Origin of the sequence: Brevibacillus sp. AG, from assembly GCF_028369215.1 — a bacterium.
In the GTDB taxonomy this organism is placed as follows: Bacteria; Bacillota; Bacilli; order Brevibacillales; family Brevibacillaceae; genus Brevibacillus; species Brevibacillus porteri.
The window spans coordinates 234,077-260,678 of sequence record NZ_JAQMYO010000003.1 but is presented as its reverse complement, the minus strand read 5'-3'; the positions used below and the strand labels follow the sequence as shown (position 1 = coordinate 260,678).

Below are 26,602 nucleotides of genomic sequence, written 5' to 3'. Positions count from 1 at the left end.
CGCTTCGGCCTCCGCCCCGCAAGGGGGGATTGAATGTCCGCTCCGTAATAAATGGCGGGAGCGCTTCAAACGTAGAAGTTTCGATGAGGTATTCCATAAGTGAAGCTGAAATTCCCCGCCATTTATTACGGAGCTAAGGTGGGCTCCAGAGGCGCTATGACTGGAAATGCGCTTCTTCTACGCAGCTTTTGATTTAAAAACTTGAAAGTGACCTGCACATCCCATCATTGACAAAGATAATGATAATCATTATCATAATTTACTGGAAGTCATGTCCATCATGCAACATCCTTTATCTTTCGAAGTAACACCTAGAAAAAAGGGGGAATTTTTCATGCGTCTTATGAAATTACCAGTGATGCTTGTATTTTTGTCTGCGATGCTGCTGCTCGCTGCTTGCGGCAATGCTGGGTCAACTGCACAATCTGGTTCCAACCAAGCTGCTACAGCTCAACCTGACGCGGCGAAGCCGGCTGAAGAGCAAGTGCGCACAGTGAAGCACATGATGGGAGAGGCGACTATCAAAGGCACTCCTAAGCGTATCGTTGCATTGGAATGGAGCTCAGCAGAGCATTTGTTGGCCCTAGGTATTCAGCCTGTAGGGATTGCAGATATTCCTAATATGAAAAAATGGGTGAAGCTCCCTGTGGAGATTGCTCCAGAAGTAGTGGATGTAGGGAGTCGTACTTCACCAAACCTGGAATCGATCATGATGTTGAAGCCAGATTTGATTATCGGTATTAAACGAAATGTAGAAGCCAATTACGACGAAATGAGCAAAATTGCTCCAACGATTGCTTTTGATACGAATCCTGCTGAAGGTCAGGGATCACAGTATGATCGAATGATCGAGATTTTCAAGCAAATTGCAGATATCACGGGTAAAAATGCAGAAGCCGAAGTTGCTTTGAAAGACCTCGACAAGACTTATGCGGAAGCCAAAGAAAAGCTGACCAAAGCTGGTGCAGATAAAGTTCCATTTGTCCTCGCGATGGGCTACAGCAGTCAAAATGCGGTAGAATTCCGTTTGTCTACGGATAACTCTACAGCAGCAAGCATCTTGATTAACATTGGTCTGACAAATAAGTATAAGCCTAAGAAATTTGAGCAGACAGGAATGACACTGGCAGATGTAGAGGCACTTCCAGCGTTGCAGGATGCGAATTTCCTCCATATCATTCAAGCTGATGACAACGTGATTGAGAATCAATTGAAGAACAACCCGGTTTGGAACGGTCTTACTTTTGTAAAAGAGAATCGCGTCTACGCCCTGGGCGGAGATTTGTGGCCGTATGGTGGTACCATGTCTGCAAAGATTCTTGCGAATAAAGTTGTAGATCTGTTGGCAAAATAATGAGTTTAGCCAAAAATAAAATGTTCACACGAACTGACATCACTCCAGCCACTTCCTCACAAAGAGGGGGCTGGAGATTGTTCTTGATGGTAGGGAGTGGACTTGTCGCTCTATTAGTGCTTACATTTGTCAGTTTGACACAGGGGATGGCAGACATTTCTCTGCGTTCTGTTGTACAGGCCATTATTGCTCCGCAAGACATTTCCGATCACCATATGATACAAGGTGTCAGGCTTCCGAGAACGGTCATGGGGCTTTTGTCTGGTGCAGCATTGGCTATTGCCGGAGCCTTAATGCAGACGGTAACACGAAACCCGCTCGCTTCGGAAACGACACTTGGCGTAAATGCGGGTGCCTATTTCTTCGTGGTGTTCGGGATGGTGTTTTTGCCATCATTCTTGCATGAACACCCGCTTCCATTTGCGATGGTGGGCGGAATACTCGCAGCCGTTACCGTATACTTCATGTCTGGCGGGCGCAAAGGTACGCCAGTGCGTGTGGCATTGTCCGGGATGATTGTCACCTTGGTGTACTCCTCTTTGACGAGTGCCATCATCTTGTTTAATGAAGAGACGACAAATGGCATTTTCCTCTGGGGCTCAGGCTCCTTGAAGCAAAATGACTGGTCGGGTGTAGAATTCAGTTGGCCTTGGATTGTAGCTGGGATTTTGGTCAGCTTGTTCATGGCCAGGCAGCTCGATGTACTTACCCTTCATGAAGAAACGGCGAAGTCATTGGGGCAAAAGGTGGCAAAAACACGGCTTTTCACCATGTTTATTGCGATCTTGGTTACGTGTGTTAGTGTCAGTGTGGTAGGGCCAATCGGATTCATCGGACTCGTGGCTCCGCATCTGGTGCGATTGTCAGGTATCACGCAGCATAGATGGCTGTTGCCGCTATGTGCCATCTGGGGGGCAGCGCTGCTTGTAGCTTCCGATACGATTGCACGTATGTTCATCAATCATTATGGTGAACTTCCAGCAGGAGCCATCACGGCAGCTATTGGTGGACCATGGCTGATCTGGCTGGCTTTGCGTGTCTCGCGCAGTATGAGTGCTGGAACTGGAGGCTCGATGAGCGTCGGAGGAGCACAACGCAAAGTTTCGTATCCGTTGATTGTGTGTATGCTTACTGTGCTGCTTGTGGTCGTTTGGATGCTCAGCTTGTCTAGCGGAAACTTGTACCTTCCGTGGACAGAGATCATCGCCATTTTCATGGGACAAGGAAACGAGATGTACAGTCAATTGGTGTATGAGCTTCGGATGCCGCGACTGTTGACAGCGATGTTGGCAGGTGTGGCACTCGCGATCAGCGGAAGTCTCATGCAGAGCGCAGTACGTAATCCGCTGGCTGATCCGCAGATTGTCGGTGTTACGAGCGGTGCGGGTGTAGGGGCGATTGTCGTGCTCCTCGTGTTTCCTCAACTCTCGGCTTGGATGCCGCTTGGGGCCGTTGCAGGGGGAATCATCTCTGCTGCGATTGTGTACGCAGTCTCTTGGAGAAGGGGACTCAATCCAATCATATTAACACTTGTAGGTATTGCGGTTTCTGCCGCAGGTGCCGCCCTTATCAATATCTTGATCGTACATTCTATGATCTTGGCAGCGCCTGCACTCACTTGGCTGGCAGGAAGTACATACGGGCGGGGATGGATGGAAGTAGGCCGTCTGTTGCCTACGATCCTCGTTTTAGCACCGATCGCGTGGTGGTTAGGACGTCGGGTGGACCTCTTGTCATTTAACGACGAGAGCTCGACTGGATTGGGGTTAAAGGTGCGGATGACGAGGTTGTCTGTGGCAGTCATTGCAGTGCTGCTCGCTTCAGCGGCAGTTGCCAGTGTCGGGGCCGTAGGGTTTATCGGCCTCCTCGCTCCGCATGCAGCACGTATGCTGGTTGGACCTCATCATCGTCGAGCAGTTGTCGTTTCCGCCATGCTTGGAGCTGTATTGCTGGCTGCTTCTGATTTGCTGGGAAGGATCGTCATGATCCCGAAAGATATTCCGGCGGGGGTCGTAGTGGCGTTGCTAGGCGCGCCCTATCTATTCTTGCTGATGTTCCGTTCGACTCGTTCCTCACAATAGATAAGCAGGTACTTGCCAAATAGAAAGATCTCCAACATGATGAAAGTAGAACAGGCTGATTCTGGCAATCAGCTTGTCTACTTTTTCTTGCTATTTCCGGTGATAGAAGGATGTGAATCTGTTGATGATGAATCAAGATTATCCTGGCTTTTTGATGACAGCCTTTCGCAAACAGCGATTGAAAAATTTTCACCTGCGTCAGGTGGAGGTAAACACGCATGTCCTTTGCTATGTGGCAGAAGGAAGTGCAGAGATTACGGTTGATGGTCAAAAGCAGGTGCTCGACGCCGGAAAGCTATTGTTGTTGCGCCCGACGACGAAGATAGAAGAATTGCGGTGCCAATCAGGACCGTTGCATATATACAGGCTACTTTACGTGGAAGCGAGACACGATCAGCACGAGAGCGCTCCCGAGAGAAAAGAAGCCAAGGTTTTGGCTGTCTCCACTCCTGCCTCATTTCTGACGGTATTGGAGGAGCTTTCTCATTTGACACGGAAGCGGGACTACTCTTCTTTTTTGCGGAGCCAAGCATTGCTCTACGAGCTGCTTGGTATTGTTCATGATGAACAGAAAAAGAAAGAGGAAAAGGGCATTGGAGCGATTGAAGAGACCATCGCCTACATGCAAAAACACTACCGCGAGTCACTAGAATTGGGAAGCTTGCCAAAACTGGCGGGGTTGACCCCCAGCTCTTATTGCCGTGCTTTCAAGCGTGCGACGGGAATGACCCCCGGGGAGTATTTGACTGGGCTGCGGATGGAGCAGGCCAAGGAGCTGCTTGCCCATTCTGGAGGAAGTGTGAAGGATGTGGCTCGTAACGTAGGGTATGCCGATGAGCTGTATTTTAGTAGACTCTTCAAAAAACGAGAAGGATTGTCACCGCAAATTTATATGAAGCAAAGTGACCAGCGGGTAGTCGTGGTCAGCAAGCTGTTTTTGCAGGATCATTTTCTTGCGATGGGCATTCAGCCGATTGCTGCCCCCTCCTTCCCGAACTACTTTGAAACGAGGACGGGCTTTCCTTCTTATTTGCAGCAAAAGCTGCGCGGGACAAAAGCACTGAATGCAGAACAGTTGATCGATCCGAAAGAGATTTTGACTTTGTCGCCTGATGTGATCGTCAGGATGAATTTTTTCCACAATCGAGAGGCAGGGGATTGGGAGAAAATAAAAGGAACAATCTCCTTTGACGGTTATCCAAACTGGATTGACTACCAAACCAAATTGGCGACGCTCTTCAAGAAAGAGAGTCAGGCAGAGAAAATTATCAAGCATATCGACAAAGTGGAAAAACAAGCAAGAGATGCACTACTGCCGGTTACACGCACGGGTGAATGGACGATGATTCGCGTGCTTGCGGATGAGGTGCGACTATATGGTGTAGAGGGACACGCCCTCGCAGACTTGTTTTATCACAAGCTTGGATTTGCGCCTGATCCGAATGTGACCCACGCGGCCTATAAACCCCATGCACTCAACGATCTGATCGAATTGAATCCGGAGCGAATCATCGTGTTCTGGAGTGAGCGGGAGCATGTGGCAGCGCTGTGGAACAACCCGCTGTGGAGAGACTTGCGTGCGGTGCGGGAAAATAAAGTGTACCATCCCGCCAATCACGAATGGGACCCATGGGGACCTTTTGGCAGAGAGCATACGATTCAAAGGAGCACAGCGTATTTTCTCCAGGTCACACAGGGGTAATCTGGTCCATGGTAATTAGACAATCATGTCCATAGAAAAGTAAGAGGAGTCTCTATATACTATCAATTGATAATTGTTATCAATAAGTTGATAAGCAGAAGTGGGGGCACTCTCGATATGAAAAGTAAGACCAGTTTACGTACCATGCGCCACATCATGACCAGCTTCTTCGCGCTGTGCTTGCTGGTTGTCCTTGCCGGTTGCGGAGGCAATGCCAATCAAGCTCAACAGACGCCAGCTGCATCGGGAACGACGACTGAGGCTACTCCAGCACCAGCGCAAACAGCACCAGCCGATTCTAATGAAGTACGTGAAGTGAAACACGCAATGGGCACCACTCCAATTAAAGGAACACCAGAACGCGTGGTTATTTTGACTAATGAAGGTACCGAAGCCTTGCTTGCACTTGGCGTTAAGCCAATCGCTGCTGTACAGTCCTGGGATGAAGATCCTTGGTATCCTCACATTAAAGAGGAGATGACAGGTGTAGAAGTGTTGGGCTTCGAAGACCAGCCCAATCTCGAAGCGATTGTAGGCCTGAGCCCTGATTTGATCATCGGAAACAAAGTACGTCATGAAAAGATTTACGATCAACTGTCCAAAATCGCTCCAACCGTATTCTCTGAAGAGCTGTCTGGAAGATGGAAAAGCAACTTCACGCTCTATGCAGAGGCACTGAACAAGAAGGCGGAAGGCGAGCAAGTCCTGAAAGAATTCGACGATCGTGTAGCTGCTGCGAAAGCAAAACTGGGTCCTAAAGCTTCTACTAAAGTATCCGTAGCGAAATTCTCCAAAAAAGGCGTACAAATCTATCAAAAAGATACCTTTAGCGGTGTGCTGCTCGATCAGCTGGGACTCGCACGTCCAGCTTCCCAGGACGTAAACAACTTTGCAGAAATGATCAGCGAAGAAGGTATGTCCGCTATGGACGGGGACATCCTGTTCTACTGGGTAACGGAGCCAACGAAAGAATCTAAAGACATTGCGAACAACGCGAAAAAATGGATGGAAAGCCCAGTCTTCAAATCTCTGAATGTGGCGAAGACCAATCAAGTTTTCCAAGTAGACGAAACGGTTTGGAACAAAGCAGGCGGCATCAAGGCAGCGAATCTGCTGCTCGAAGATATCATGAAGCGCCTCGATGTGAAGTAAGAAGAATACGACGTCAAAGCCAAAGACCTCATCCGAAGTATGGATGGGGTCTTTTCTTGGCATAATATGGGATGTTCCGCTTGTTTTACGCACCCTCAATTTCCCAGTCGTTTGTTCAACCATGACATTTGTCATGTCCTCGACTTGACGTTTATGACTACAGCGGCTAGACGCTATTTTCTACAATAAAGATAGAATATTGCGTCCGGCGAATTTACATGTCCCTGTACGCTTCGATCAAGGAGGAAACAATTGATGCATCAAGCCAATATTGCCGAGTTGAAAAAGAATGTTGCCCCCTTTGAAAAATCAGATATGAAAAAGAGTATCCGACAGCTGATCAATACGCTAGTTCCACTGATTCTACTCTGGTACGGTGCTTATCTCAGTCTGTCTGTGTCCTATTGGCTCACGCTGCCTATCGTTATTGTCGCAGCCGGCTTTGTCATCCGTACCTTCATCATTTGTCACGATTGCTGCCACCAATCCTTTTTCAAAAATCGTCTGGCGAATGACATCGTCGGTACGATTACCGGTGTGCTGACCCTCGTCCCTTATGAACAATGGAAAAACAGTCACAATATTCACCATGCAACGAGCAGCAACCTCGATAAACGAGGCGTAGGTGATTTGTGGATGATGACTGTCAATGAATATCTCGAGGCTTCTACTTGGAATAAAATCGCTTATCGGCTGTATCGCAATCCGATCGTGATGTTTGGTTTGGGACCTATTTTTGTCTTTTTGCTTCAGTATCGTTTTAATGTGAAGCGAGCTCGCCGCAAAGAGCGGTTGAATACGTATTTGACGAATGTGCTGCTGGTCGGTCTTTATGCGCTTTTGATCTGGGCGGTTGGCTGGCAAGCATTCCTGTTGATTCAAGGTCCGATCTTTTTCGTCTCTGGCTTGTTTGGGATTTGGCTGTTTTATGTGCAGCATACGTATGAGGATTCGTACTTTGAGAACGATGAAGAGTGGAGCTACGTGAAAGCAGCAGTAGAAGGAAGCTCCTACTACAAGCTCCCGAAGGTTTTGCAATGGATCACAGGCAATATTGGTTTTCACCATGTTCATCACTTAAGCCCACGCGTACCGAATTACAACCTGGAAGAAGCACATAACGAGACACCGCCGCTTCACATGGCGACAACGATTACACTGGCGGCCAGCTTGCAGTGCCTGCGTTTTCATTTATGGGATGAGAGCAACAAACGTTTTGTGAGCTTCAAAGGCATCAAGCGGCTGGCTGCTGCTCAATCGGAAGCAATCATAGATGCACTCCAAGGCTCCAAACCAAGTTTGGAAGGAAAATAAGCCTGCCATAAACCTTTGAATTCCGATACACTTGAGAGAGTGGCGAAGAAAAGGTGGGCAAGTATGCAGAAGCAGAAGTGGTATCAAATTCTTCAAAAAAATACGGGCTTGAGCCCTTATGTGTGGGTTGTCTTCTACATCCTGCCATTCTATTTCATCTTTCGGTCCTCTTCGACGTACGAAGCTGTGATCGGAATCATCATGATCATTTTGTTTTTCGTTTGCTATGTATTCTCTTTCCTGTCAAAGGGCTGGCTGATTTACTTTTGGACGAGTGTGCAGATAATCATATCGGTCGCTATGACCTTGATGTTCGGCTATGTGTATTTTTCGCTCTTCCTGGCGTTTTTTATCGGGAATATCCAGAACAAGATCGGTTTTGCTACGCTATACACAATACATTTGATTAGCACCACCATATCAGTCAACATCGGCTTTTTCACCAAAAACACTCAACTGATTGGCCAGCTTCCGTTTGTTTTGGTTAGCATGATTGCAGTCATTCTCTTGCCCGTGACCACGTACAACTGGAATAAGCGAGAGAAGCTGCAGGGAGAGCTGGAGCATGCGAACAAGCGGATTTCAGAGCTGGTCAAGCTCGAGGAACGCCAGCGCATTGCCCGTGACTTGCACGATACGTTGGGGCAGAAGCTCTCCTTGATTGGGTTGAAAAGCGATTTGGCGAACAAGCTGATCAACAAAAATCCTGCTCTGGCGAGAACGGAGCTGGAGGAAATCAGGCAGACGGCGCGTATCGCTTTAAAAGAAGTGCGGGAAATGGTCACGCAAATGCGTGGGACGCGGCTAGAGGATGAGATGTTTCGGATCAAGCAAATTTTCAAGGCAGCGGAAATTGAATTCGTGCTGGAAGGCGACACGAATCTAACCAACACTTCGCTGATGACGGAAAATGTGTTGTGCATGTGCCTGAAAGAAGCGGTCAACAATATTGTGAAGCATAGCAATGCCACGGACTGTTCCATTGTCATCGAGCCCACTCGTACCGACCTCGTCGTAAGCGTAACGGATAATGGGATCGGAATGGCGGAGGAATTGGTTTACAGAGGCAACGGTTTGCGTGGGATGAAGGAACGGCTGGAATTCGTCAACGGAAGCATGGAAATCCAGTCCTCGGAGTCTGGAACACAGCTAGTGATTCGGGTACCCAATGTCTTCAAACAACCAGAACAGGAGGCGGGAGGATGATTCACATTGTCATTGCAGAGGATCAGCGGATGCTTTTAGGAGCCCTTGCTTCCCTGCTCGATTTGGAAGAGGATATGAAGGTCGTCGGCAGAGCAAGTAATGGGGAGGATGCCGTCAAACTCGTGCATCAGCATCAACCCGACATTTGCATCATGGATATCGAAATGCCAGTCAAAAGCGGATTAGACGCTGCCGAGGAATTGAAAGGTAGCGGCTGCAAGGTGATGATTCTCACGACCTTTGCCCGCCCAGGTTACTTCGAACGAGCGCTAAAGGCAGGTGCTAACGGCTACTTGCTCAAAGACAGCCCAAGCGAAGAGCTGGCCAGCTCGATTCGCAGTATCATGGCAGGCAGACGAATCTATGCGCCTGAGCTGGTGGATGAGGCATACGGCCAGGAGAATCCGCTGACGGTGCGGGAAAAAGAAGTCCTGCTCTTGATCGCTGACGGGAAGAACACCAAGGAGATTGCCAGCCAGCTGTACATTACGACAGGGACTGTGCGGAATTATATCTCCGTCATTCTCGACAAGCTCGGTGTGAGCAATCGAATTGAAGCGATTATGCATTCTAAGGAAAAAGGCTGGTTTAAGTAGCAGATCAGCTGGAGGAGGCCCTTTCTGTTTTGGCAGGAAGGGTTTTTAGTTTTATGATTGCATCTTCTTAGAATCTGCGCATATAATAAATACATCAAAAAAAATTGATGAATGAGGTTATCTTCGATGAACGAGATGAAACAAAAGTTGGAGCAATATGAGAAGAAATTCAAGGCTCTTGCCGATCAGAAACGATTAGAAATTATGTATGAGCTTTGTCAGAGAGGGAAGACATGCGTATGTGACCTCACTGAGGTTTTTGACATGCCACAATCCAAGTTATCGTATCATCTCAAGATTTTGTTGGACGCGAACCTGATTATAAAAGAAACAAAAGGTACTTGGAGTTATTACGACTTGAATGACAGCGAAGTGAATCAACTGTTATCGGAAGAGCTTTGTTGTATTTTCAGGAAAACAGGTAAAGGCAGCTGCTGCTAATTTTTTTTAACCTTACATCAATTTTTTTTGATTAATACTACTTCATTTTAGGGAGGTACATGAAATGAAATATGTGCATGTTGGGATTAACGTTACGAGCCTAGAGAAATCAATTGAATTCTATCAAAAGGTATTTGGGGTAGAACCTGTGAAGGTAAAGACAGATTATGCAAAGTTCTTGTTAGAAAGCCCGGGGCTTAATTTTACATTAAATGTTCGGGACGCCGTTAATGGGAACCAGGTCAACCACTTTGGATTCCAAGTTGAAAGTGCTGAGGAAATCGTTGCACAGAAGGAAAGGATAGAAAAAGAAGGCTTTTTCGCACGGGATGAGCTGGATACGACATGTTGTTATGCTGTGCAGGATAAATTTTGGGTGACAGATCCAGACGGGAATGAATGGGAGTTTTTTTACACCAAGGCTGACAGCGATGTTCATAAAATCGAATCCACATCGTGCTGCGTAGCTTCAAATACAGTAGTGACTACATCCTGCTGTTAAGATAGAGGGAGTGCTTCATGAAACAACTATCCTTTTTAGATCGCTACTTGACCCTTTGGATCTTCCTTGCCATGGTGATCGGAGTTACTGTAGGCACGTTCTTTCCAGCTTTCACAAGTGGATTGAGTCGTTTGCAACTTGGAACAACATCCATCCCTCTTGCCATTGGTTTAATTTTGATGATGTACCCCCCTTTGGCAAAAGTTCGTTACGAAGAGATGGGACGTGTCTTTCAAGATCGCAAGGTTCTTTTACTGTCCCTCATTCAGAACTGGGTGATCGGTCCGGTTTTGATGTTTGTGTTGGCCATCGTTTTCCTGCCAGATAAGCCAGAATATATGGTAGGGCTGATTATGATTGGCTTGGCACGCTGTATTGCTATGGTGATTGTGTGGAATGACCTAGCGAAAGGCGATACCGAGTACGCAGCCGGGCTTGTAGCTTTCAATTCTGTATTTCAGATGCTTTTCTTTTCGGTCTATGCCTATGTGTTTGTTACGATTATTCCAGAGTGGCTAGGTATCCAGGGAGCAGTCGTTGACATTACGATGGCCGAAGTAGCCAAATCAGTGTTCATCTACCTCGGTATCCCATTTCTTGCAGGGATGCTGACGCGATTTACTTTGGTAAAAGCAAAAGGAAGACAATGGTATGAAAAAGTGTTTATCCCAAAAATCAGTCCGCTGACATTGATTGCTTTACTTTTTACCATCGTGGTTATGTTCTCTATCCAAGGAAAAAGCATCGTCAGTGTGCCATTAGATGTCGTTCGCATCGCGATTCCGCTTCTTATCTACTTCATCTTGATGTTCTTTATTTCTTTCTTCATGGGGAAGAAAATTGGCGCGAACTATCCGGTTACAACGACTCTTGCGTTTACAGCAGGAAGTAATAACTTTGAGTTGGCAATTGCCGTGGCAGTCGGTGTCTTTGGAATTCACTCCGGTGCGGCATTTGCAGCTGTTATCGGTCCACTTGTTGAAGTCCCGGTGATGATCGCACTGGTAAACGTAGCATTATGGTTCAAGCGGAAGTATTTTGTCAACTCAATATCTTGATAGGGGAGTGCATCATGGAAAACAAAAAGATCATTTACTTCTTATGCACAGGGAATTCTTGCCGTAGCCAAATGGCGGAAGCATGGGGAAAAAAATACTTAGGTGACTCGTGGAATGTGTTTTCTGCCGGAATTGAAGCGCATGGTGTCAATCCAAATGCGGTTCGAGCGATGGAAGAAGTAGGAATAGACATTTCTACACAAACTTCTGACGTCATTGACCCGAATATCCTAAACAAAGCGGATCTGGTCGTGACACTATGTAGCCATGCAGACTCCGTTTGCCCAGCCACACCACCTCATGTGAAACGAGTTCATTGGGGATTTGACGATCCCGCAGGAAAAGAATGGTCTGAGTTTCAAAGGGTACGAGATGAAATTGGGACACGTATTAAAACGTATAAGGAAACGGGGAAGTAGTTTTTGGGTAATGGGAAAATGGAGTGTCGCTGTACAGTGAATGGAGGCTGTCAGATGACACTCCTTTTCTTATCTCTCCAACGAATAAAAACAGTCACTCACCATCTTGCCCGCAATTTCAGTGCTTTCGGGCACGATTTTATCCAGCTTCATTCCAGCCTTCTCCAAAACGCGTCGGGAAGCCACATGCTCTTCGGAACAAACAGCCGTAAATTTTTTGAATCCAAAAGTATCCACAGCGAAATCAAATACGCGTCTGATTGCTTCCGTTGCATAGCCCTTGCCTTTGAATCCGTCCAGTATGATGAAGCCTACTTCCGCAGTGAGATTTTCTCGGTTACGGGTGCAGATGCTAATCAAGCCAACGTCGTTACCGGAGTCGGTTTCACGTATGATCCAGGTCAGCCAGTGGGTCGATTCGAGGCTCCACGGAGCGAGTTCTTTCTCAAAGTTACGGCGGATATCTTCCTCGCTCATGGTCGCTCCAATATGCTCCATCAGTGTCGGGTTGGAATAGATGGAGCGGATCAGCTCCCAATCGGGTAATGCCACTTGAGTGAGAGTCAGGCGCGTACTGAGAATTTGAATATTCATTGGGATTCTCCTTCGGGAATTGTAAGGAATATTTATAATAGTATACGCTGTTGAATGAGAAGGAAAGGAGTCTATCATCAAGAGTGGGGCTGTTCATCAAAAAAGGCCGTCGACTTTCTCGACAGCCAAAAGAGTTCCTTGCATCGTCTGTTTTTGTGGGCAATAGAGTTATCGACTATAGATGTTTCGAAGCTCATTGATGTCGTTTTGGGTAGGAGCAGTGATTCTCGTTAACCAAGAGTTATTCATGATCGAGTGATCCGACCTATGATTTAGTCGTAGTACATGTCCAATTTCATGAGTAGCCAAAGCTTCTAAATAAGCGGCGTTTCTGTTGCTCACTCTGTTCCATTGAATGACGGTGCCACCGGTAACTCTGGAACCATTCGATTGCCACCAGCCAAATCCATCATACCCCCTCGCATAGCCTTCACCTAAGGTAATGGGAGCATTTTGTGTTGGTGTTAATGAAACAATACCTGTGTTGTTCCAATTTCGTATGGCATTTTCATAAGCCTGTCTAAGAGCAGGGATATTCGTCGTAATGGTTACCTGATACGAAACGAAGGTATTGTTTTGATCGGCTGCGGGTGGGTTTCCGTTAATAAAAGCAGAGGCAACATAGTACTTCACGCCATTTTTCTCGTAGAAGAACCATCTATTATCAGGGGCATTTGTCCAAAAGTCATTGAGCGAGGTACCTCGGGTCCAACCTGAAAATTGTACATAGGTATTTGGTTGAAGCTTGTCGATGATAGTAGCAGAAGTAGTCGGTCCGGTACGGATATTGACAGGGATCGAAGCGGATACACCGCTAAAATCCACGCGATATTCGGATTGATCCTGAGCGTTTGTCGGCGTAACAAAATATCCATTTACAAGAGTGACAAGAGTAATGGTGAGCAATAAAAGTTTACCCAAAATTCTTTCTAACATCATGAGGCTCCTTTCCAAGCAAGAGTTTTCGTGTTTCCCAGTACAGTTCTCTGTGGGCCTCCTTCACCTATGTTTTTGATTGCAAAAACAATTCCATTTCTACTAGTCCATCTCTTTTAAGTAGTTTGAAATTGTTTTTCTAATGGTAAAATACAGATCCAGTATTTTCAAGTTAATTACAATATTTTTACAATATTAGAACGTTTTTACCATACCTTCTACTTGTTCATGCCATTGCAATAGTCGTTTTTTACCGAAAATGATCGGGAGGCTTGATCAAAAAGGACGAATGGGGGAATAAAAAAACCTACCCTTTTCATAAAGAGTAGGAGTTGGAGTCCTCAGCCTATGGCCAAAAAAGAAAAGGAAAAAAGCTGATGTCGATTGAGTTTCGACGTCAGCTTGTGGATGAGATGTATGCGATGTGCTTAACTATTGAGGATGCGGTTATCCAATGATTCTGATTAGCCTATAGGCGCTTGATCAGGTTCATTGTTCCCGATGATCTGATAATGATCCATCCGTCAGGAATAGGCGAGCCTAGCATCACCCATACCTCCTGCCCAGAAGAAACGTTGTTCAAATTTTTAATCAGGTTCATACTTCCAGAGCTTCTGATCACAACCCATCCGTCAGGAATAGGGGAACCGAGCATTACCCAAACTTCCTGATTAGAAGAGGCACTGTTAAGATTTTTAATCAGGTTCATAGTCCCAGTACTTCTGATCACAACCCATCCGTCAGGCATAGGGGAGCCGAGCATCACCCAAACTTCGTAACCAGAAGGAGCATTGTTCACATCCTTAATCAGGTTCATATTGCCAGAAGATCTGATTACGACCCAACCGCTTGGAATAGGGGAGCCGAGCATTACCCAGACTTCCTGACCAAATGCGGCATTTTTGATGATCGTTTTTGCGGAGGATGGCGCCTTCTCCTGTAGAGGTAGAGCTGCCCCTTGGGCTTGTGCGGCTACACTTGGTACTGCGACAACTGAGCTTAATGTCAGGATGATCAGGGCTTTTTTAAACATGAACATCAACCTTTCATGACAGGAGTAAATGTAGCTCTGAAACGATCATCGAGTGGATGCCAGATGTTGAGGTACTCTATACAGAATAATGAGATGGCTATCATCGCTCCTCCCAAGACTACCTATATATACCATTTTATAGGATATTTTCTTTTTTTACTTTAGGAGATATTGTCGAATGGTAGACAAAGTAGACGACAATTTTGCACCATACACGATTTGTTAAAGGAACGAAAGAGAATAGTTCTTGACTATTTTTCTGAATAATCTGGACGAAGGGGGGGTAGTGTGCTACAAATAAAGCTAAGTTGAATTTATAAAGTCATTGGAGAAACTAACATGAAGCAGCAAGGTGAACGAAGGAGAGACGAGCATGGCAAATGATGAATATGCGATTGGGCTGGACCTGGGTGGGACCAAAATCTTGGCTGGTTTGGTTGATCACGCAGGCAGGATAATCGCACAAAAGCAGCTGCAGACCTTAGCGGAAGAGGGAGAAAAGGCAGTGGTCGAAAGGGTGCTGTCTGCTACTTATGATGTCCTATCAACAGGCAGCATCGATCCCGAAAAAGTACGCGGCGTAGGAATTGCTTCCGCTGGAGTGATTAACAGCGCGATCGGTGAAGTAGTCTTTGCGAGCAATCTGGGCTGGCGAAATGTCCCGATTGGCGCCTTGATTGCGCAAAGGTTCGGATTGCCTGTCCGGCTGTTCAATGATGCGAATGCAGCGGCAATCGCGGAGTGGCTGTGGGGAGCAGGAGCCGGCACACAAAATATGATCTATGTCACCGTCAGCACAGGCGTAGGGGCTGGAGTGATCAGTGACGGTCGATTGGTTTGCGGGCGGGATGGGAGTGCGGGTGAGTTCGGCCATATCTCGATCGATTGGAACGGACCGCCATGCCGCTGCGGCAATCGAGGGTGTCTGGAAAACTACGCTTCGGGTACTGCCATTGAAAACGCCGCTCGCCACAAGCTGGCAACCACATATGAGTCAGTCACGGCCAAAGCAATCTGTGAGGCTGCACTAGCAGGAGAAGCTTTCTCCAAGCAACTCATCAAGCAAGCAGGGTTTTACTTAGGAGTCGGAGCAGCCAATCTGCTCTATTTGTTTAATCCGGAGGTCATCGTCTTCGGAGGTGGAGTTATGAACGCATCTACCATACTCATGCCGGAAATTGAGAAGAGCATGAGGGAGAGATGCATCCCTGGATTGGCGCAGGAGGTACGTGTCGTCCTTAGCCAGATCGGGGTGGAAGCTGGAGTGATGGGAGCGGCAGGGGGAGTTTTTGCGCTAGATCAACCAGGAGAGAAAGTACCAAATTTTTAGTCGGAATCTATATTGCAAAAATTAAAACAATTTTGTATCATCTTATTAATTACTCCATTGAAAAAACTAATTAACGGATGAGAAGCAAGGAGGAAGAGAACATCATGGCAAAAGTGAGAGTTGCGGTGATTGGTGCAGGATCCATTTCAGACATGCACTTGCAATCGTACCAGCAAAACGAGTGTACAGAAATTCGTGCCGTCGTCGACTTCAACGAGGGGCGCGCTCAGGAAAAAGCACAGAAATACGGGGCCGAGACTTACTACAACAAGCTTGAGGATGCTTTCACAGATGAACAGGTAGACGCAGTGAGTATTTGTACGTGGAACAACACGCATGCAGATATTGCCATCGCTGCCCTTAGAGCGGGTAAGCACGTGCTTTTGGAAAAGCCTTTAAGTACAACTGTTGAAAGCGCTCTCCTGATCGAAAAGGCCGTAAAAGAGAGTGGCAAGCTGCTCCAGGTGGGCTTTGTGAGAAGGTACGATACGAATGCGCAATTGCTCAAGCGGTTCATCGATGCGGGCGAGCTGGGTGAGATATATTACGCGAAGGCATCCTGTCTGCGCCGTTTGGGCAATCCGGGAGGCTGGTTCGCAGACAAGGACAGATCTGGCGGAGGTCCACTCATCGATCTTGGCGTGCATGTCATTGATCTGTGCTGGTACTTGATGGGCTGCCCAAAAGTAACGACTGTCAGCGGCAATACATACAACAAGCTGGGCAATCGCGCCAACGTCAAAAATCTCTCCTTTTACAAAGCAGCTGACTACGACCCTACCCAAAACACCGTCGAGGATATGGCCAATGCACTCATTCGCTTTGAAAACGGAGCGTCCCTTTTCGTAGATGTGAGCTATACCCTGCATGCGAAAAAAGACGAGCTGGCCGTCAAGCTGTACGGAGACAAGGGAGGCGCAGAGGTGGAGCCAGAGCTGTCCATCATTGCAGAAAAGCATGACACGATCCTGAATGTCAGCCCGCAGATGGATAAATTATCGTTTGATTTCAAGCGAGGTTTCCAAAATGAGATCGATCACTTCATCGCATGCATATTGGGTGAAAAAGAAACGCTCAGCCCTGTACAGGATGGTGTGGAGATGATGAAGATTCTATGTGGCATTTACGAATCAGCTGCGACCGGAAGAGAAATCGTATTTACCCGATAATCGGCAGGTAAGACCAATCCATGGACATCCAGATATCACCCATAGAGTAGATGAAGACAAGGGGGAAAAGAAATGAAAAAAGCATCGTATTTGCGAACAGCATCCGTCTTACTTTTTTCAGTGGCTTTACTTTTCGGATGTTCCAGTGGCGGTGGTAGTGGTAGTGGAACTCCGGCAGCTTCCAATGGAGGGGCAACGACGGGAGCGCCGCAAAAGGATCAGATGGTCATCGCCGTAAACGAAAACTTCATCACAATGGACCCGCAAAATACAGGGGATGCACTGTCATCAGGCGTCCAAAGCGCGATGTTTGAAGGGCTTCTGATTTATGACAAGGATTTGAAGCTCATGCCGGGCCTTTCGACTGAATATTCGGTGAATGAAGATGCGACAGAGTATACCTTCAAGCTCCGGCAAAACGTGAAGTTCCATGACGGCACACCATTCAATGCCGAAGCGGTCAAAATCAACTTCGACCGGATGAGCAACAAAGACAACAACCTGAGAGCCTATCGGAACTACAAATACATCAAGTCCACAGAGGTTGTCGATGAGCACACAGTGAAAGTGACGTTGAACCAGCCGTTTTCCGCAATGATTAACAAGTTCACGACCGGAATCATCAGCCCGGCGGCTCTGGAAAAGTACGGCAAAGACATTACCAAAAATCCAGTCGGTACAGGTCCATATAAATTCGTGGAATGGGTGCAGGGTGACCATCTGACAGTAGAGCTGAATCCAGATCATTGGAACAAGGGAGCGGCCAAGGTCGGTAAAATCGTCTACAAGCCTGTTCCTGAAAACGGCTCCCGCGTAGCCATGCTGAAGACGGGTGAAGCCGATGTCATCTATCCGTTGCCGGAGCAGCAAGTAGAGACACTGAACGGTGAAGAGGGGGTAAAGGTAGAGCGCACCCCTTCTACGATCACCTGCTATGTCTCGATCAATATGCTGAAAAAGCCGTTTGATGATCCACGCGTTCGCCAAGCCATCAACCATGCAGTGGACAAGGACGCGTTCATTAAAGTCGTGAAATCCGGATACGGCACACAGCTGGAATCCGTGATGTCCCCGACGATTGCGCACTATGCGAAGCAAGGCGCCTATGAATACAACATCGATAAAGCGAAGCAGCTTTTGAAAGAAGCAGGCTACGAGAACGGCTTCACAACGGACATCTGGGGCAATACGAACTCGGATACGATGAAGGGCATGCAATTCATTCAGCAGCAATTGCAAAAGGTCGGCATCACTGTTGAAGTGAAATCGATGGAAGAAGCGACGCTGTCCGATGAAATCTACGGCATTAAGTCGCCAGAAGAAGCAAAAATGAACATGTGGTACGTAAGCTGGTCCTCTGCTGATCCAGACAATGCGATGCGTTCGTTGTTTAGCAGCGAGAACTTCCCGCCTGCGGGAGCGAACACGGCTTTCTACAAAAATGACCTTGTCGACCAAAGCATCAAGGAAGCGACACAATCGTCAGACCAAGATAAGCAAAAGCAGCTGTATAGCGTCGTGCAAGAAAATGTGTTTAAAGATGCACCATGGATTTTCCTCGCAGTCGATGAAATCTTGTACGGAAAACGCGCGAACGTGAACGGGGTTTATATCACACCGAGTGGCGGGATCTATGTAAGAGAAGCGGCATTCCAATAATACTTGAAGCAGCGTTCGGGCATTGTCTGCCGCTGGGCGCTGCTTTCCTTTTAGGAGGAACCGTACCATGTTCCGTTATATCGTGAAGAGACTCATCGAGATCATCCCGATTATTTTTGTCGTGTCGTTGCTCATTTTCTTCTTTATCCATCTGGTTCCGGGTGATCCTGTTCGTTTGGCGGCGGGAAAAGAAGCGACCTTGGAAGAGATCGAGCGGGTGCGTCAGGAGCTGGGCTTGGATAAACCATTGCTTACCCAGTACGTCAACTACATGCATAACCTGCTGACAGGAAATCTAGGACACTCCTTGAAGACGGGGCTTCCCATTAGCGATATGTTTGAAAACCGTTTTTCCGTAACGATGACGTTGACATTTATGAGCCTGGGCTGGGCATTGGTGCTCGGACTGCTGATAGGGACGATCTCTGCTGTTTTCCGCAATAAATGGCCGGATTACGTAGGGATGCTGACGGCGATTTCCGGTATTTCCTTGCCTGGATTTTGGTTGGGGCTCATTCTCATACAAGTTTTTTCTGTCACGCTGGGCTGGTTCCCCACAGGTGGGGTCGAGAGCTGGAAAAGCTACGTGCTTCCCTCGTTAACCTTAGGAGCAGGAATCATGTCGATGCTGGCCCGTTTTACAAGGTCCTCCCTGCTCGAAACATTAAAGGAAGATTTTATCCGAACGGGGCGCGCAAAAGGGTTGAAGGAATCCGTAGTCGTTCGCAAGCACGCCCTGAAAAACTCAATGATTCCGGTCGTGACCATCGCTGGATTGCAATTCGGCTTTCTGTTAGGCGGATCGGTTGTCGTGGAGACGGTGTTTAGCATTCCGGGTATGGGGCGTCTGTTGATCGATTCCATTGCTTTTCGCGATTATCCGGTCGTACAGGCTGTCATTCTGTTGTTTTCACTGGAGTTCATTCTCGTGAATCTGCTGGTAGACATCTTGTACAAGGCACTGAATCCGAAAATCCGTTATGACAGCTAATGGCAAGGAGGTGACGTAAATGGAGGTAGTAAAAGAAATCGGGCACAACGTTGTAGTTCCCACTGAAAAGAAATCCCGAGCCCGCGAGTTTTGGAAGAAGTGGAAAAAGCAAAAGACAGCTTTCTGGGCAGGGTTTTTTATCTTGTTTTTGTTTGTGATCGCACTGTTTGGCCCGTGGATCGCGCCGTATGATCCGTACGAGCCGAACTATGATGTGACGTTGCAGACTCCATCCATGGAGCATTGGGCAGGGACAGATGAATACGGACGAGATATTTTGAGCCGCATCATCGTAGGAACAGGAATCTCTCTTGGTGTCAGCTTTTCTTCAGTGCTGGTAGGTGCAGTAGTTGGAACGGTATTGGGCTTGATTAGCGGATATTACGGCGGGTGGCTGGATCGCCTCATCATGCGGTGGAGTGACGTCATGTTCGCTTTTCCCGATTTGTTGCTCGCAATCGCCATCGTTGCGATCCTCGGCCCGGGATTAACGAATGTCGTCGTGGCGGTAGCGGTGTTCAGTATTCCATCGTTTGCGCGTTTGATTCGCGGCAATACCTTGGCTGCCAAGGAAGCGGTGTTTGTAGAAGCAGCGCGGTCCATGGGGGCAAAAAGCAGCCGGATTATTTTTCGTCACATCTTTCCAGAGACCGTCTCCAGTATGATCGTCTTTTTTTCCATGCGGATCGGTACCTCGATTTTGGCAGCATCCAGTCTCAGCTTTCTCGGTCTGGGGGCAAAGCCCGAGAGTCCTGACTGGGGGGCGATGCTCAGTATGGGGCGTGATTATCTCGCCACTTCTCCTCATGTGGTCATCATTCCCGGGATTGCGATCTTTTTGACCGTGCTGGCGTTCAACCTGGTTGGGGATGGCTTGCGCGATATTTTGGACCCGAAAACGAAGAATTAAACGAGGGAGATGGGGCAGATGAGTGAGAACATCATGGAAGTAAAGCATCTGCAGACGCAATTTACGAGAGACAACCAGAAGACAGTCGTCCTCGACCATGTCAGCTTCCATATAAAAAAAGGCGAGGTGCTTGGGCTGGTTGGCGAATCGGGCTGTGGCAAGAGCGTGACCTCTTTGTCGATCATGCGCCTATTCAAGGACACGACTGGTGAGATTACCAATGGCGAGATTGTTTACAACGGAACGAATTTACTCTCGATTTCGGAGAGTGATATGCGCCGTATTCGCGGGAAAGAAATCTCGATGATTTTTCAGGAACCGATGACCTCGCTCAACCCGGTGATGAAAATCGGAGAGCAATTGATGGAAGCCATTCGCTTGCATCTCGGCTACTCCGACCAAAAGGCGCGAGAACAAGCAGTGAGCATGCTGACAAAGGTGGGCATTCCGCGGCCGAGCGAGATTATGGGAGAGTATCCGCATCAACTCTCCGGCGGTATGCGGCAGCGGATCATGATTGCGATGGCGATGTCCTGCAATCCTAACCTGTTGATCGCCGATGAGCCAACGACGGCACTCGATGTCACGATTCAAGCACAAATCCTCGACGTAATGAAGCAACTTCAGGCTGACGAGCATATGTCGATGCTGTTGATCACGCATGATCTCGGCGTCGTAGCAGAGATGTGCAACCGTGTCGTGGTCATGTATGCAGGGCGTGTCGTGGAGGAAGCATCTGTTTACGACTTGTTTGATGAACCCAAGCATCCGTATACCAAAGGCTTGATCGGCTCTGTCCCCAAAATCGGGCAAAAGCGCGCACGGCTTGATTCGGTTCCGGGCAACGTACCGACACCGAACAATATGCCCAAGGGCTGCAAATTCGCTCCGCGCTGCAAGGATGTCATGTCTGTCTGCTGGGAAAAGGAGCCCGCCATTACGTCGGTGGGAGAGGAACGTTCTTGCCGCTGCTGGCTCTATCAAGAGGAAGGTAGGGATGTTCATGTCTAAATCACTGGTCGTGGTAGACGGTATCAAAAAAACGTTCCCGATTGATAGTGGTCTATTAAGCAGCAAAAAAAGCGTAAAGGCAGTGAATCACGTTTCGTTCGAGATTAAGGAAGGCGAGACGTTCAGTCTGGTCGGAGAGAGTGGCTGCGGCAAGTCGACGACAGGGCGCTTGGTCACAAGACTTTTGATGCCAGATGAGGGCAAGGTTTGGATCAATGGTGAAGAAATCTCCAAAATGAATGAGACAAAGCTGCGGGAAGTGCGCAAGCAGGTACAGATGGTTTTTCAGGACCCGTACGCCTCACTGAATCCACGCATGAAAATTCGCGATGTGGTAGCAGAGCCTCTTCTCATTCATACGAAGCTGTCTACCCAAGAGCGGGATCGGATTGTAGCCGAAATGCTCGAGGTCGTCGGGCTCTCCAGCTATCATGCGGAGAAATTCGCCCATGAATTCAGCGGAGGGCAACGGCAGCGTATCGGAATCGCTCGCGCCTTGATTCTGAAGCCGAAGCTGATCGTCGCGGATGAGCCAGTTTCCGCTCTCGATGTGTCGATTCAATCGCAAATCTTGAATTTGCTAAAAGATTTGCAGGAAGAATTTCATTTAACCTATTTGTTTATTTCCCACGATTTGAGTGTGGTCGAGCATATTAGCGAAAAGATCGGCGTGATGTATTTGGGGAGTCTCGTAGAATCCGGCCCGAAGGAAACGATTTTTGCCAATCCCGGGCATCCGTATACAAAAGCGCTGCTCTCTTCGGTTCCGATTCCTGATCCACGGGCAAAGCGGGAGCGGATCATTTTGCAGGGAGATGTGCCGAGCCCGGTGAATCCGCCGTCAGGCTGTCTGTTTCATACGCGCTGTCCGTTCGTGATGGACATATGCAAGACGACACCGCCTGCATTGCGGGAAGCGGCAGACCGAGATCATTTTGTCGCTTGCCATTTGTGATTTGAATAAAAGGGATGGTTACATGCGTAGGACGGGTGATTTAAAGCTGATCCAGGAACTGAATCGCTCCATCATATTAGATACGATCCGTCATTACGGGCCCATTTCCCGGAGTGAAATAGCGAAGCGGAACAAACTGAGTCCTACTACCGTGACCTCGGCTGTCAGTGAGTTGATTCGTGACTCGTTCGTATGCGAGGTGGGAACAGGAGAGTCAAATGGCGGACGCAAACCGATATTGGTCCAGTTTTCTCCTAATAGTCGCTTTCTGATCGGCATTTCGATCTCTGGCTCGAAGATTACGATTGCCGAGATGAATCTGGAAGCTGCGGTCAAACGAAAGGAAGTTCACTCAATCAAGCAGTACCAAGGGGAGAGTGTCCTCGCTTATTTGATGGACATCATTGAGCAATTTTTGCGTGGAGCCGTGAGTCTGGAGACGTGTATGGGAATCTCGATTGTCACTCAAGGCATCGTGGACTCGGTCCATGGGGTGATTCGCTATAATCCGAAGCTCCGCTTGCAGAACGCCCCTGTGAAAGAAATGATCGAGCAGCGTTTCCAGTTGAAAACCTGGCTGGATAACGACACGAACGCGTATTTGCTCGCAGAGAAGACTATCGGGGATTTCAGTCATTATCAAAACATGCTGTACGTCACGATTGGGGATGGATTGGGAGCGAGTATTTTGATGAACGGTTCCATCTACAGGGGCTTTAAAGGCGGGGCCGGTGAGTTCGGTCATACCACGATTGATCGGGCAGGTGTGCGGTGCGACTGCGGAAATGTTGGCTGTCTGGAAAATTACGTGAGCTGGCCAACGATTTACTCCAAGCTGGTCTCCTCGCTTGCGAAAGGAAAGACGAGCCGCATCTCGGATTTGGTGGAGCAGGATGTTGGCAGGATTACTCCTGCGGTGTTTCGTCAGGCTTTGGCAGAGCAGGACCCGCTTGCGGTCAGCATTTTAGAGGAAACCGCTTCTTATTTGGCTTCGGGGCTGGTCAATCTGATTCATTTGTTTAATCCAGAAGTCATGATTCTGGGCGGCGAGATTGCCTTCGAAAATGAGCTGTTGATCGCAAAAGTAAAAGACTACGTGGGGGAATACGCGCATGGAATCCTGACGGAGGAATTGGAGATTCGACCGAATTCGTTGGGTGAAAATGTAGAGGTCGCTGGAGCTGCCGCTGTTTTATTGCAGGATACGTTTCAGTTTTCGCTATAAGGGTTGTGTCAAGCAGTCCACAAAGTTCGAGGAGAGGGGGAGCGGGATCATGGTAAAAGTTGTGGTTGCAGGGGAAGCGGGAACAAGCGTCAAAAAGGCACAGGCTTGGCTTCGGATCAAAGAAGCAGAGATTGTAGGTGTGGCAGATAGCTTGTCTTCTTTGCGCGAAATCTTGCAGGGAACAGAAGTGGATATCGTGGATATTGGCTCGATTACGGACAGCGCTGACCCATGGGTGGCGCTTGCTGCCCAGGCGGGAAAGCATATTTTATACGCAAACGATTCTGCTCTAGGGTGTGAAGGAATCAGTTTGTGCGATCAGCATGAGATCGTGCTGCAATTCGCAAATACGTTGCGTTTTGCTCCAGAATACGAGCAAGCGTACGAACAAATAAAGAATGGGGCCATAGGCAAAGCAGGCGTCATTCGCTTGCGAAGAGGTGCTCCTGTATCGGCTGAAAATGTAGGGAAATGCATATTTCAATCGCTTGGAATGCGTGAATTCGATTGGCTACGCTGGACGTTCGGCGAAGTTGAGCGCGTGATGGCACGAGAGGTTACGCGCACGAATGAGTCAGGACAGATCGTCCATTATGCGCTTGTCATGCTCCGAATGGCAAGTGGGGCAATTGCGCATGTAGAGCTATCTTGGGCGGAAGGGGCCGAACATGCTTCCTTTGAGCTTACCGGTGATCACGGAATGATTGCGCATGATAGCCGGGAAAGCAACCCCATTCGCTGGAGTCGGGGAGAGCAGTTTCTTTCGACAACATGCCCAGGGGTGGACCTGATGCAGCGACAGCGGGAGCATTTCATTCGCTGTGTACAGAAACAGGAAGTGCCACGTCTGCATTCTCGTGATCTGCTCGCTGCTCTCGATGTCGCTTTGGCGGCGAGAGAATCGGTCAAGACGGGACAACCTGTGAAGCTCATGCACGGAGGTGACGAGGGATGAAGGTAGGAATTATCAGCTTCGCCCATATGCATGCGCATAGCTACGCTTCTTATTTGCAAAAGCACCCGGATGCGCAGCTGATAGCAGTCTGGGATGATGACTCGCGCCGTGGAGTGGAAATGGCGACTGCCTACCAGCTCGATTTTTACGAAGATCTGCAAGCCTTTTTACTATCTGGTATCAACGCGGTCATTATTTGCTCGGAAAATGCCAAGCACAAGGAGCACGTGATTGCGGCAGCACGAGCGAAAAAGCACATTCTGTGCGAGAAACCAATTGCTACCGAGGTTGCGGATGCACGCGAAATGATTCAGGTCTGCAAACAGGAAGGTGTCATGCTCCAGGTAGCCTATCCTGTTCGTTTTGCACCCGTGATGGAAAACGTCAAACAGATCGTTCAGTCAGGTGCTCTCGGAGACATTCTCGCCATCGATGGCACGAACCACGGACAAATGCCAGGTGGCTGGTTCATTGAAAAAGAGCTGTCTGGCGGCGGGGCAGCGACGGATCACATCGTCCATCTGATGGACCTCGTACGCTGGATACTCCAAGACGAAGTAAAAAGCGTCTACGCTGAGCTGGACACACGCTTTTACGAGATTGAGGTAGAGGATTGCGGCCTGGTTTCCGTGGAAATGGAGTCTGGCGTGATCGTCGGAATTGATCCGAGCTGGTCGCGGCCGAAGACGTTCCCGACGTGGGGAGATGTGACGATGCGGATTGTCGGCACCAAAGGTACGTTGGACGTCGATGTGTTCAAGCAACACGCGCTCTATTACAATGACCGCGATTCGAAGCTGCAAAATGTACCTTGGGCTGTGGATATGGATGAGCGGCTTATTGCCGATTTTGTGCAAAATGTCAGGGAAGGCCGACCTCCGTCAATTACAGGAGAGGATGGACTGCGCACACTCGAAGTGGTGAAGGCAGCCTATGAATCCCATCGTCTCAAGCAAGTCGTGACTGTCAACAAGGTGCATTTCTCATCATGATGAGCAGTAGCCTTTCTATACAATAAATCGAATGAGGTGGAACGGATGAAAATTGGATTGAGCACTTACAGTCTGCTGACAGCAATCCGAGCTGGGGAAATGGATGTACTGGATGTCGTGCAATGGATCGCCGATAACGGCGGCGAACACATGGAAATCGTGCCGTACGGTTTTACGCTGGTCGATAACGACGAATTGGCAGACGCTGTTCGGGATAAGGCAAAAGCGGTAGGGATTGAGCTGTCCAACTACTCGATGCCGACCAACTTTATTCAACCAGACGAAGAAGCCTTCGAAGCAGAAGTCGCACGTGTAAAAACACATGTCGATCTGCTGCACCGCATGGGTATCAAGCATATGCGCCACGATGTGTCCGCCTTTACTGTTCCTGTAGAGGAGACGACGATCGAGTACTTCGAAAAGCATTTGGCTGAGATGGTCGAGGGAAGCCGCCGAATCGCTGATTATGCCGCGCAATTCGGAATAACGACGACAATCGAGAATCACGGCTGGCTGGTGCAGGCAAGTGATCGCGTGCAGCGTGTCTTGCATGAGGTCAACCGACCGAATTTCAAAACGACGCTGGATATCGGAAACTTCATGTGCGTAGATGAGTTATCGCTGGTCGGTGTGCAAAAAAATCTGCCTTACGCTTCGCTCGTGCATTTCAAAGATTTCTATTTCCGGCCGTCCTACCATGATCCAGGCGCAGGCAAATGGTTCAAGACCGTCAATGGCAACTTCCTGCGTGGAGCAATAGTCGGCCAAGGCGACATCAACATCCGTGAGGTCGTCAAGCTGGTTAAGCAATCCGGCTATGATGGCTATATCACGGTCGAGTTCGAAGGCATGGAGGATTGTCGAGAAGGGTCCAAGATTGGGATGGACAACCTGCGACGTTTTTGGGACGAGGCGTAAAACGGTAATAGATCAAACGGCATTTGGGGAGTCCCAAACTGCCGTTTTTTCTTTGGACCAAAAATAAAAAACCTCTCCTTTATCAGGAGAGGTGATGGA

General features: G+C 48.3%; 25 protein-coding genes. 22 read left to right on the top strand and 3 right to left on the bottom strand.

Going from position 1 to position 26,602, the window contains the following annotated elements; all coding sequences use genetic code 11:
- Window positions 1-334 precede the first annotated feature (334 nt).
- From POF51_RS10180 to arsC, 11 genes are all read left to right on the top strand, one after another.
- The gene (locus tag POF51_RS10180) at window positions 335-1,354 is read left to right on the top strand and encodes an ABC transporter substrate-binding protein (protein ID WP_271755331.1); all 1,020 of its coding nucleotides are present in this window, start codon (window positions 335-337) and stop codon (window positions 1,352-1,354) included.
- A complete protein-coding gene (gene fhuB, locus POF51_RS10175; RefSeq protein ID WP_334312664.1) occupies window positions 1,354-3,435 on the top strand; it encodes a Fe(3+)-hydroxamate ABC transporter permease FhuB in 2,082 nt (693 codons plus the stop codon). Before POF51_RS10180 ends, fhuB begins: the two co-directional genes overlap by 1 nt.
- A 124-nt stretch (window positions 3,436-3,559) precedes the next feature.
- Window positions 3,560-5,137: a helix-turn-helix domain-containing protein gene (locus tag POF51_RS10170; RefSeq protein ID WP_069847057.1), complete on the top strand. Its 1,578-nt coding sequence runs from the start codon at window positions 3,560-3,562 to the stop codon at window positions 5,135-5,137.
- A 117-nt stretch (window positions 5,138-5,254) separates the two neighbouring features.
- Window positions 5,255-6,289, top strand: a complete 1,035-nt coding sequence (locus tag POF51_RS10165) for an ABC transporter substrate-binding protein (RefSeq protein ID WP_069847054.1) — start codon at window positions 5,255-5,257, stop codon at window positions 6,287-6,289.
- Between the two features lie 255 nt (window positions 6,290-6,544).
- The gene (locus tag POF51_RS10160) at window positions 6,545-7,603 is read left to right on the top strand and encodes a fatty acid desaturase (RefSeq protein ID WP_017249910.1); all 1,059 of its coding nucleotides are present in this window, start codon (window positions 6,545-6,547) and stop codon (window positions 7,601-7,603) included.
- A 63-nt stretch (window positions 7,604-7,666) separates the two neighbouring features.
- The gene (locus POF51_RS10155; RefSeq protein ID WP_271755330.1) at window positions 7,667-8,809 is read left to right on the top strand and encodes a sensor histidine kinase; all 1,143 of its coding nucleotides are present in this window, start codon (window positions 7,667-7,669) and stop codon (window positions 8,807-8,809) included.
- Complete coding sequence (locus POF51_RS10150; RefSeq protein ID WP_271755329.1) at window positions 8,806-9,405, top strand: response regulator transcription factor; 600 nt, start codon at window positions 8,806-8,808, stop codon at window positions 9,403-9,405. Before POF51_RS10155 ends, POF51_RS10150 begins: the two co-directional genes overlap by 4 nt.
- A gap of 135 nt (window positions 9,406-9,540) precedes the next feature.
- Window positions 9,541-9,846 (top strand): arsenical resistance operon transcriptional regulator ArsR, encoded by a 306-nt coding sequence (gene arsR, locus POF51_RS10145; RefSeq protein ID WP_271755388.1) that lies wholly within the window; start codon window positions 9,541-9,543, stop codon window positions 9,844-9,846.
- Between the two features lie 64 nt (window positions 9,847-9,910).
- Window positions 9,911-10,348, top strand: coding sequence for an ArsI/CadI family heavy metal resistance metalloenzyme (locus tag POF51_RS10140; protein ID WP_271755328.1), 438 nt, complete (start codon window positions 9,911-9,913; stop codon window positions 10,346-10,348).
- Window positions 10,349-10,365: 17 nt separating this feature from the next.
- On the top strand, window positions 10,366-11,406 hold the full coding sequence (gene arsB / locus POF51_RS10135; protein ID WP_271755327.1) for an ACR3 family arsenite efflux transporter: 1,041 nt from the start codon (window positions 10,366-10,368) through the stop codon (window positions 11,404-11,406).
- A gap of 14 nt (window positions 11,407-11,420) precedes the next feature.
- Window positions 11,421-11,825: an arsenate reductase (thioredoxin) gene (arsC, locus tag POF51_RS10130; protein WP_069847043.1), complete on the top strand. Its 405-nt coding sequence runs from the start codon at window positions 11,421-11,423 to the stop codon at window positions 11,823-11,825.
- A 69-nt stretch (window positions 11,826-11,894) separates the two neighbouring features.
- Here arsC and POF51_RS10125 read toward each other — a convergent pair whose 3' ends face one another.
- From POF51_RS10125 to POF51_RS10115, 3 genes are all read right to left on the bottom strand, one after another.
- Window positions 11,895-12,419: a GNAT family N-acetyltransferase gene (locus POF51_RS10125; protein WP_069847040.1), complete on the bottom strand. Its 525-nt coding sequence runs from the start codon at window positions 12,417-12,419 to the stop codon at window positions 11,895-11,897.
- Window positions 12,420-12,587: 168 nt separating this feature from the next.
- The gene (locus POF51_RS10120) at window positions 12,588-13,358 is read right to left on the bottom strand and encodes a matrixin family metalloprotease (protein WP_271755326.1); all 771 of its coding nucleotides are present in this window, start codon (window positions 13,356-13,358) and stop codon (window positions 12,588-12,590) included.
- Between the two features lie 466 nt (window positions 13,359-13,824).
- On the bottom strand, window positions 13,825-14,388 hold the full coding sequence (locus tag POF51_RS10115) for a hypothetical protein (protein ID WP_069847035.1): 564 nt from the start codon (window positions 14,386-14,388) through the stop codon (window positions 13,825-13,827).
- 373 nt (window positions 14,389-14,761) lie between these two features.
- Here POF51_RS10115 and POF51_RS10110 point away from each other — a divergent pair, with 373 nt between their 5' ends.
- From POF51_RS10110 to POF51_RS10060, 11 genes are all read left to right on the top strand, one after another.
- Window positions 14,762-15,718: an ROK family protein gene (locus POF51_RS10110; protein WP_069847033.1), complete on the top strand. Its 957-nt coding sequence runs from the start codon at window positions 14,762-14,764 to the stop codon at window positions 15,716-15,718.
- Between the two features lie 104 nt (window positions 15,719-15,822).
- The gene (locus POF51_RS10105) at window positions 15,823-16,887 is read left to right on the top strand and encodes a Gfo/Idh/MocA family protein (protein ID WP_271755325.1); all 1,065 of its coding nucleotides are present in this window, start codon (window positions 15,823-15,825) and stop codon (window positions 16,885-16,887) included.
- Window positions 16,888-16,959: 72 nt separating this feature from the next.
- Window positions 16,960-18,546, top strand: a complete 1,587-nt coding sequence (locus POF51_RS10100; protein WP_271755324.1) for a glutathione ABC transporter substrate-binding protein — start codon at window positions 16,960-16,962, stop codon at window positions 18,544-18,546.
- 67 nt (window positions 18,547-18,613) lie between these two features.
- Entirely contained in the window at window positions 18,614-19,537 is a 924-nt protein-coding gene (nikB, locus tag POF51_RS10095; RefSeq protein WP_106833794.1) for a nickel ABC transporter permease, read from the top strand.
- 19 nt (window positions 19,538-19,556) lie between these two features.
- Complete coding sequence (locus tag POF51_RS10090; protein WP_271755323.1) at window positions 19,557-20,447, top strand: ABC transporter permease subunit; 891 nt, start codon at window positions 19,557-19,559, stop codon at window positions 20,445-20,447.
- Window positions 20,448-20,465: 18 nt separating this feature from the next.
- Window positions 20,466-21,458, top strand: a complete 993-nt coding sequence (locus tag POF51_RS10085) for an ABC transporter ATP-binding protein (protein ID WP_069847024.1) — start codon at window positions 20,466-20,468, stop codon at window positions 21,456-21,458.
- On the top strand, window positions 21,451-22,413 hold the full coding sequence (locus POF51_RS10080) for an ABC transporter ATP-binding protein (protein ID WP_271755322.1): 963 nt from the start codon (window positions 21,451-21,453) through the stop codon (window positions 22,411-22,413). Before POF51_RS10085 ends, POF51_RS10080 begins: the two co-directional genes overlap by 8 nt.
- Window positions 22,414-22,435: 22 nt before the next feature.
- The gene (locus POF51_RS10075; protein WP_069847019.1) at window positions 22,436-23,638 is read left to right on the top strand and encodes an ROK family transcriptional regulator; all 1,203 of its coding nucleotides are present in this window, start codon (window positions 22,436-22,438) and stop codon (window positions 23,636-23,638) included.
- A gap of 49 nt (window positions 23,639-23,687) precedes the next feature.
- Window positions 23,688-24,593, top strand: a complete 906-nt coding sequence (locus POF51_RS10070; protein WP_069847017.1) for a Gfo/Idh/MocA family protein — start codon at window positions 23,688-23,690, stop codon at window positions 24,591-24,593.
- Window positions 24,590-25,585: a Gfo/Idh/MocA family protein gene (locus tag POF51_RS10065; RefSeq protein WP_271755321.1), complete on the top strand. Its 996-nt coding sequence runs from the start codon at window positions 24,590-24,592 to the stop codon at window positions 25,583-25,585. The genes POF51_RS10070 and POF51_RS10065 overlap by 4 nt, the downstream gene beginning before the upstream one ends.
- 45 nt (window positions 25,586-25,630) lie before the next feature.
- A complete protein-coding gene (locus POF51_RS10060; RefSeq protein WP_017249930.1) occupies window positions 25,631-26,503 on the top strand; it encodes a sugar phosphate isomerase/epimerase family protein in 873 nt (290 codons plus the stop codon).
- Window positions 26,504-26,602: the final 99 nt, after the last annotated feature.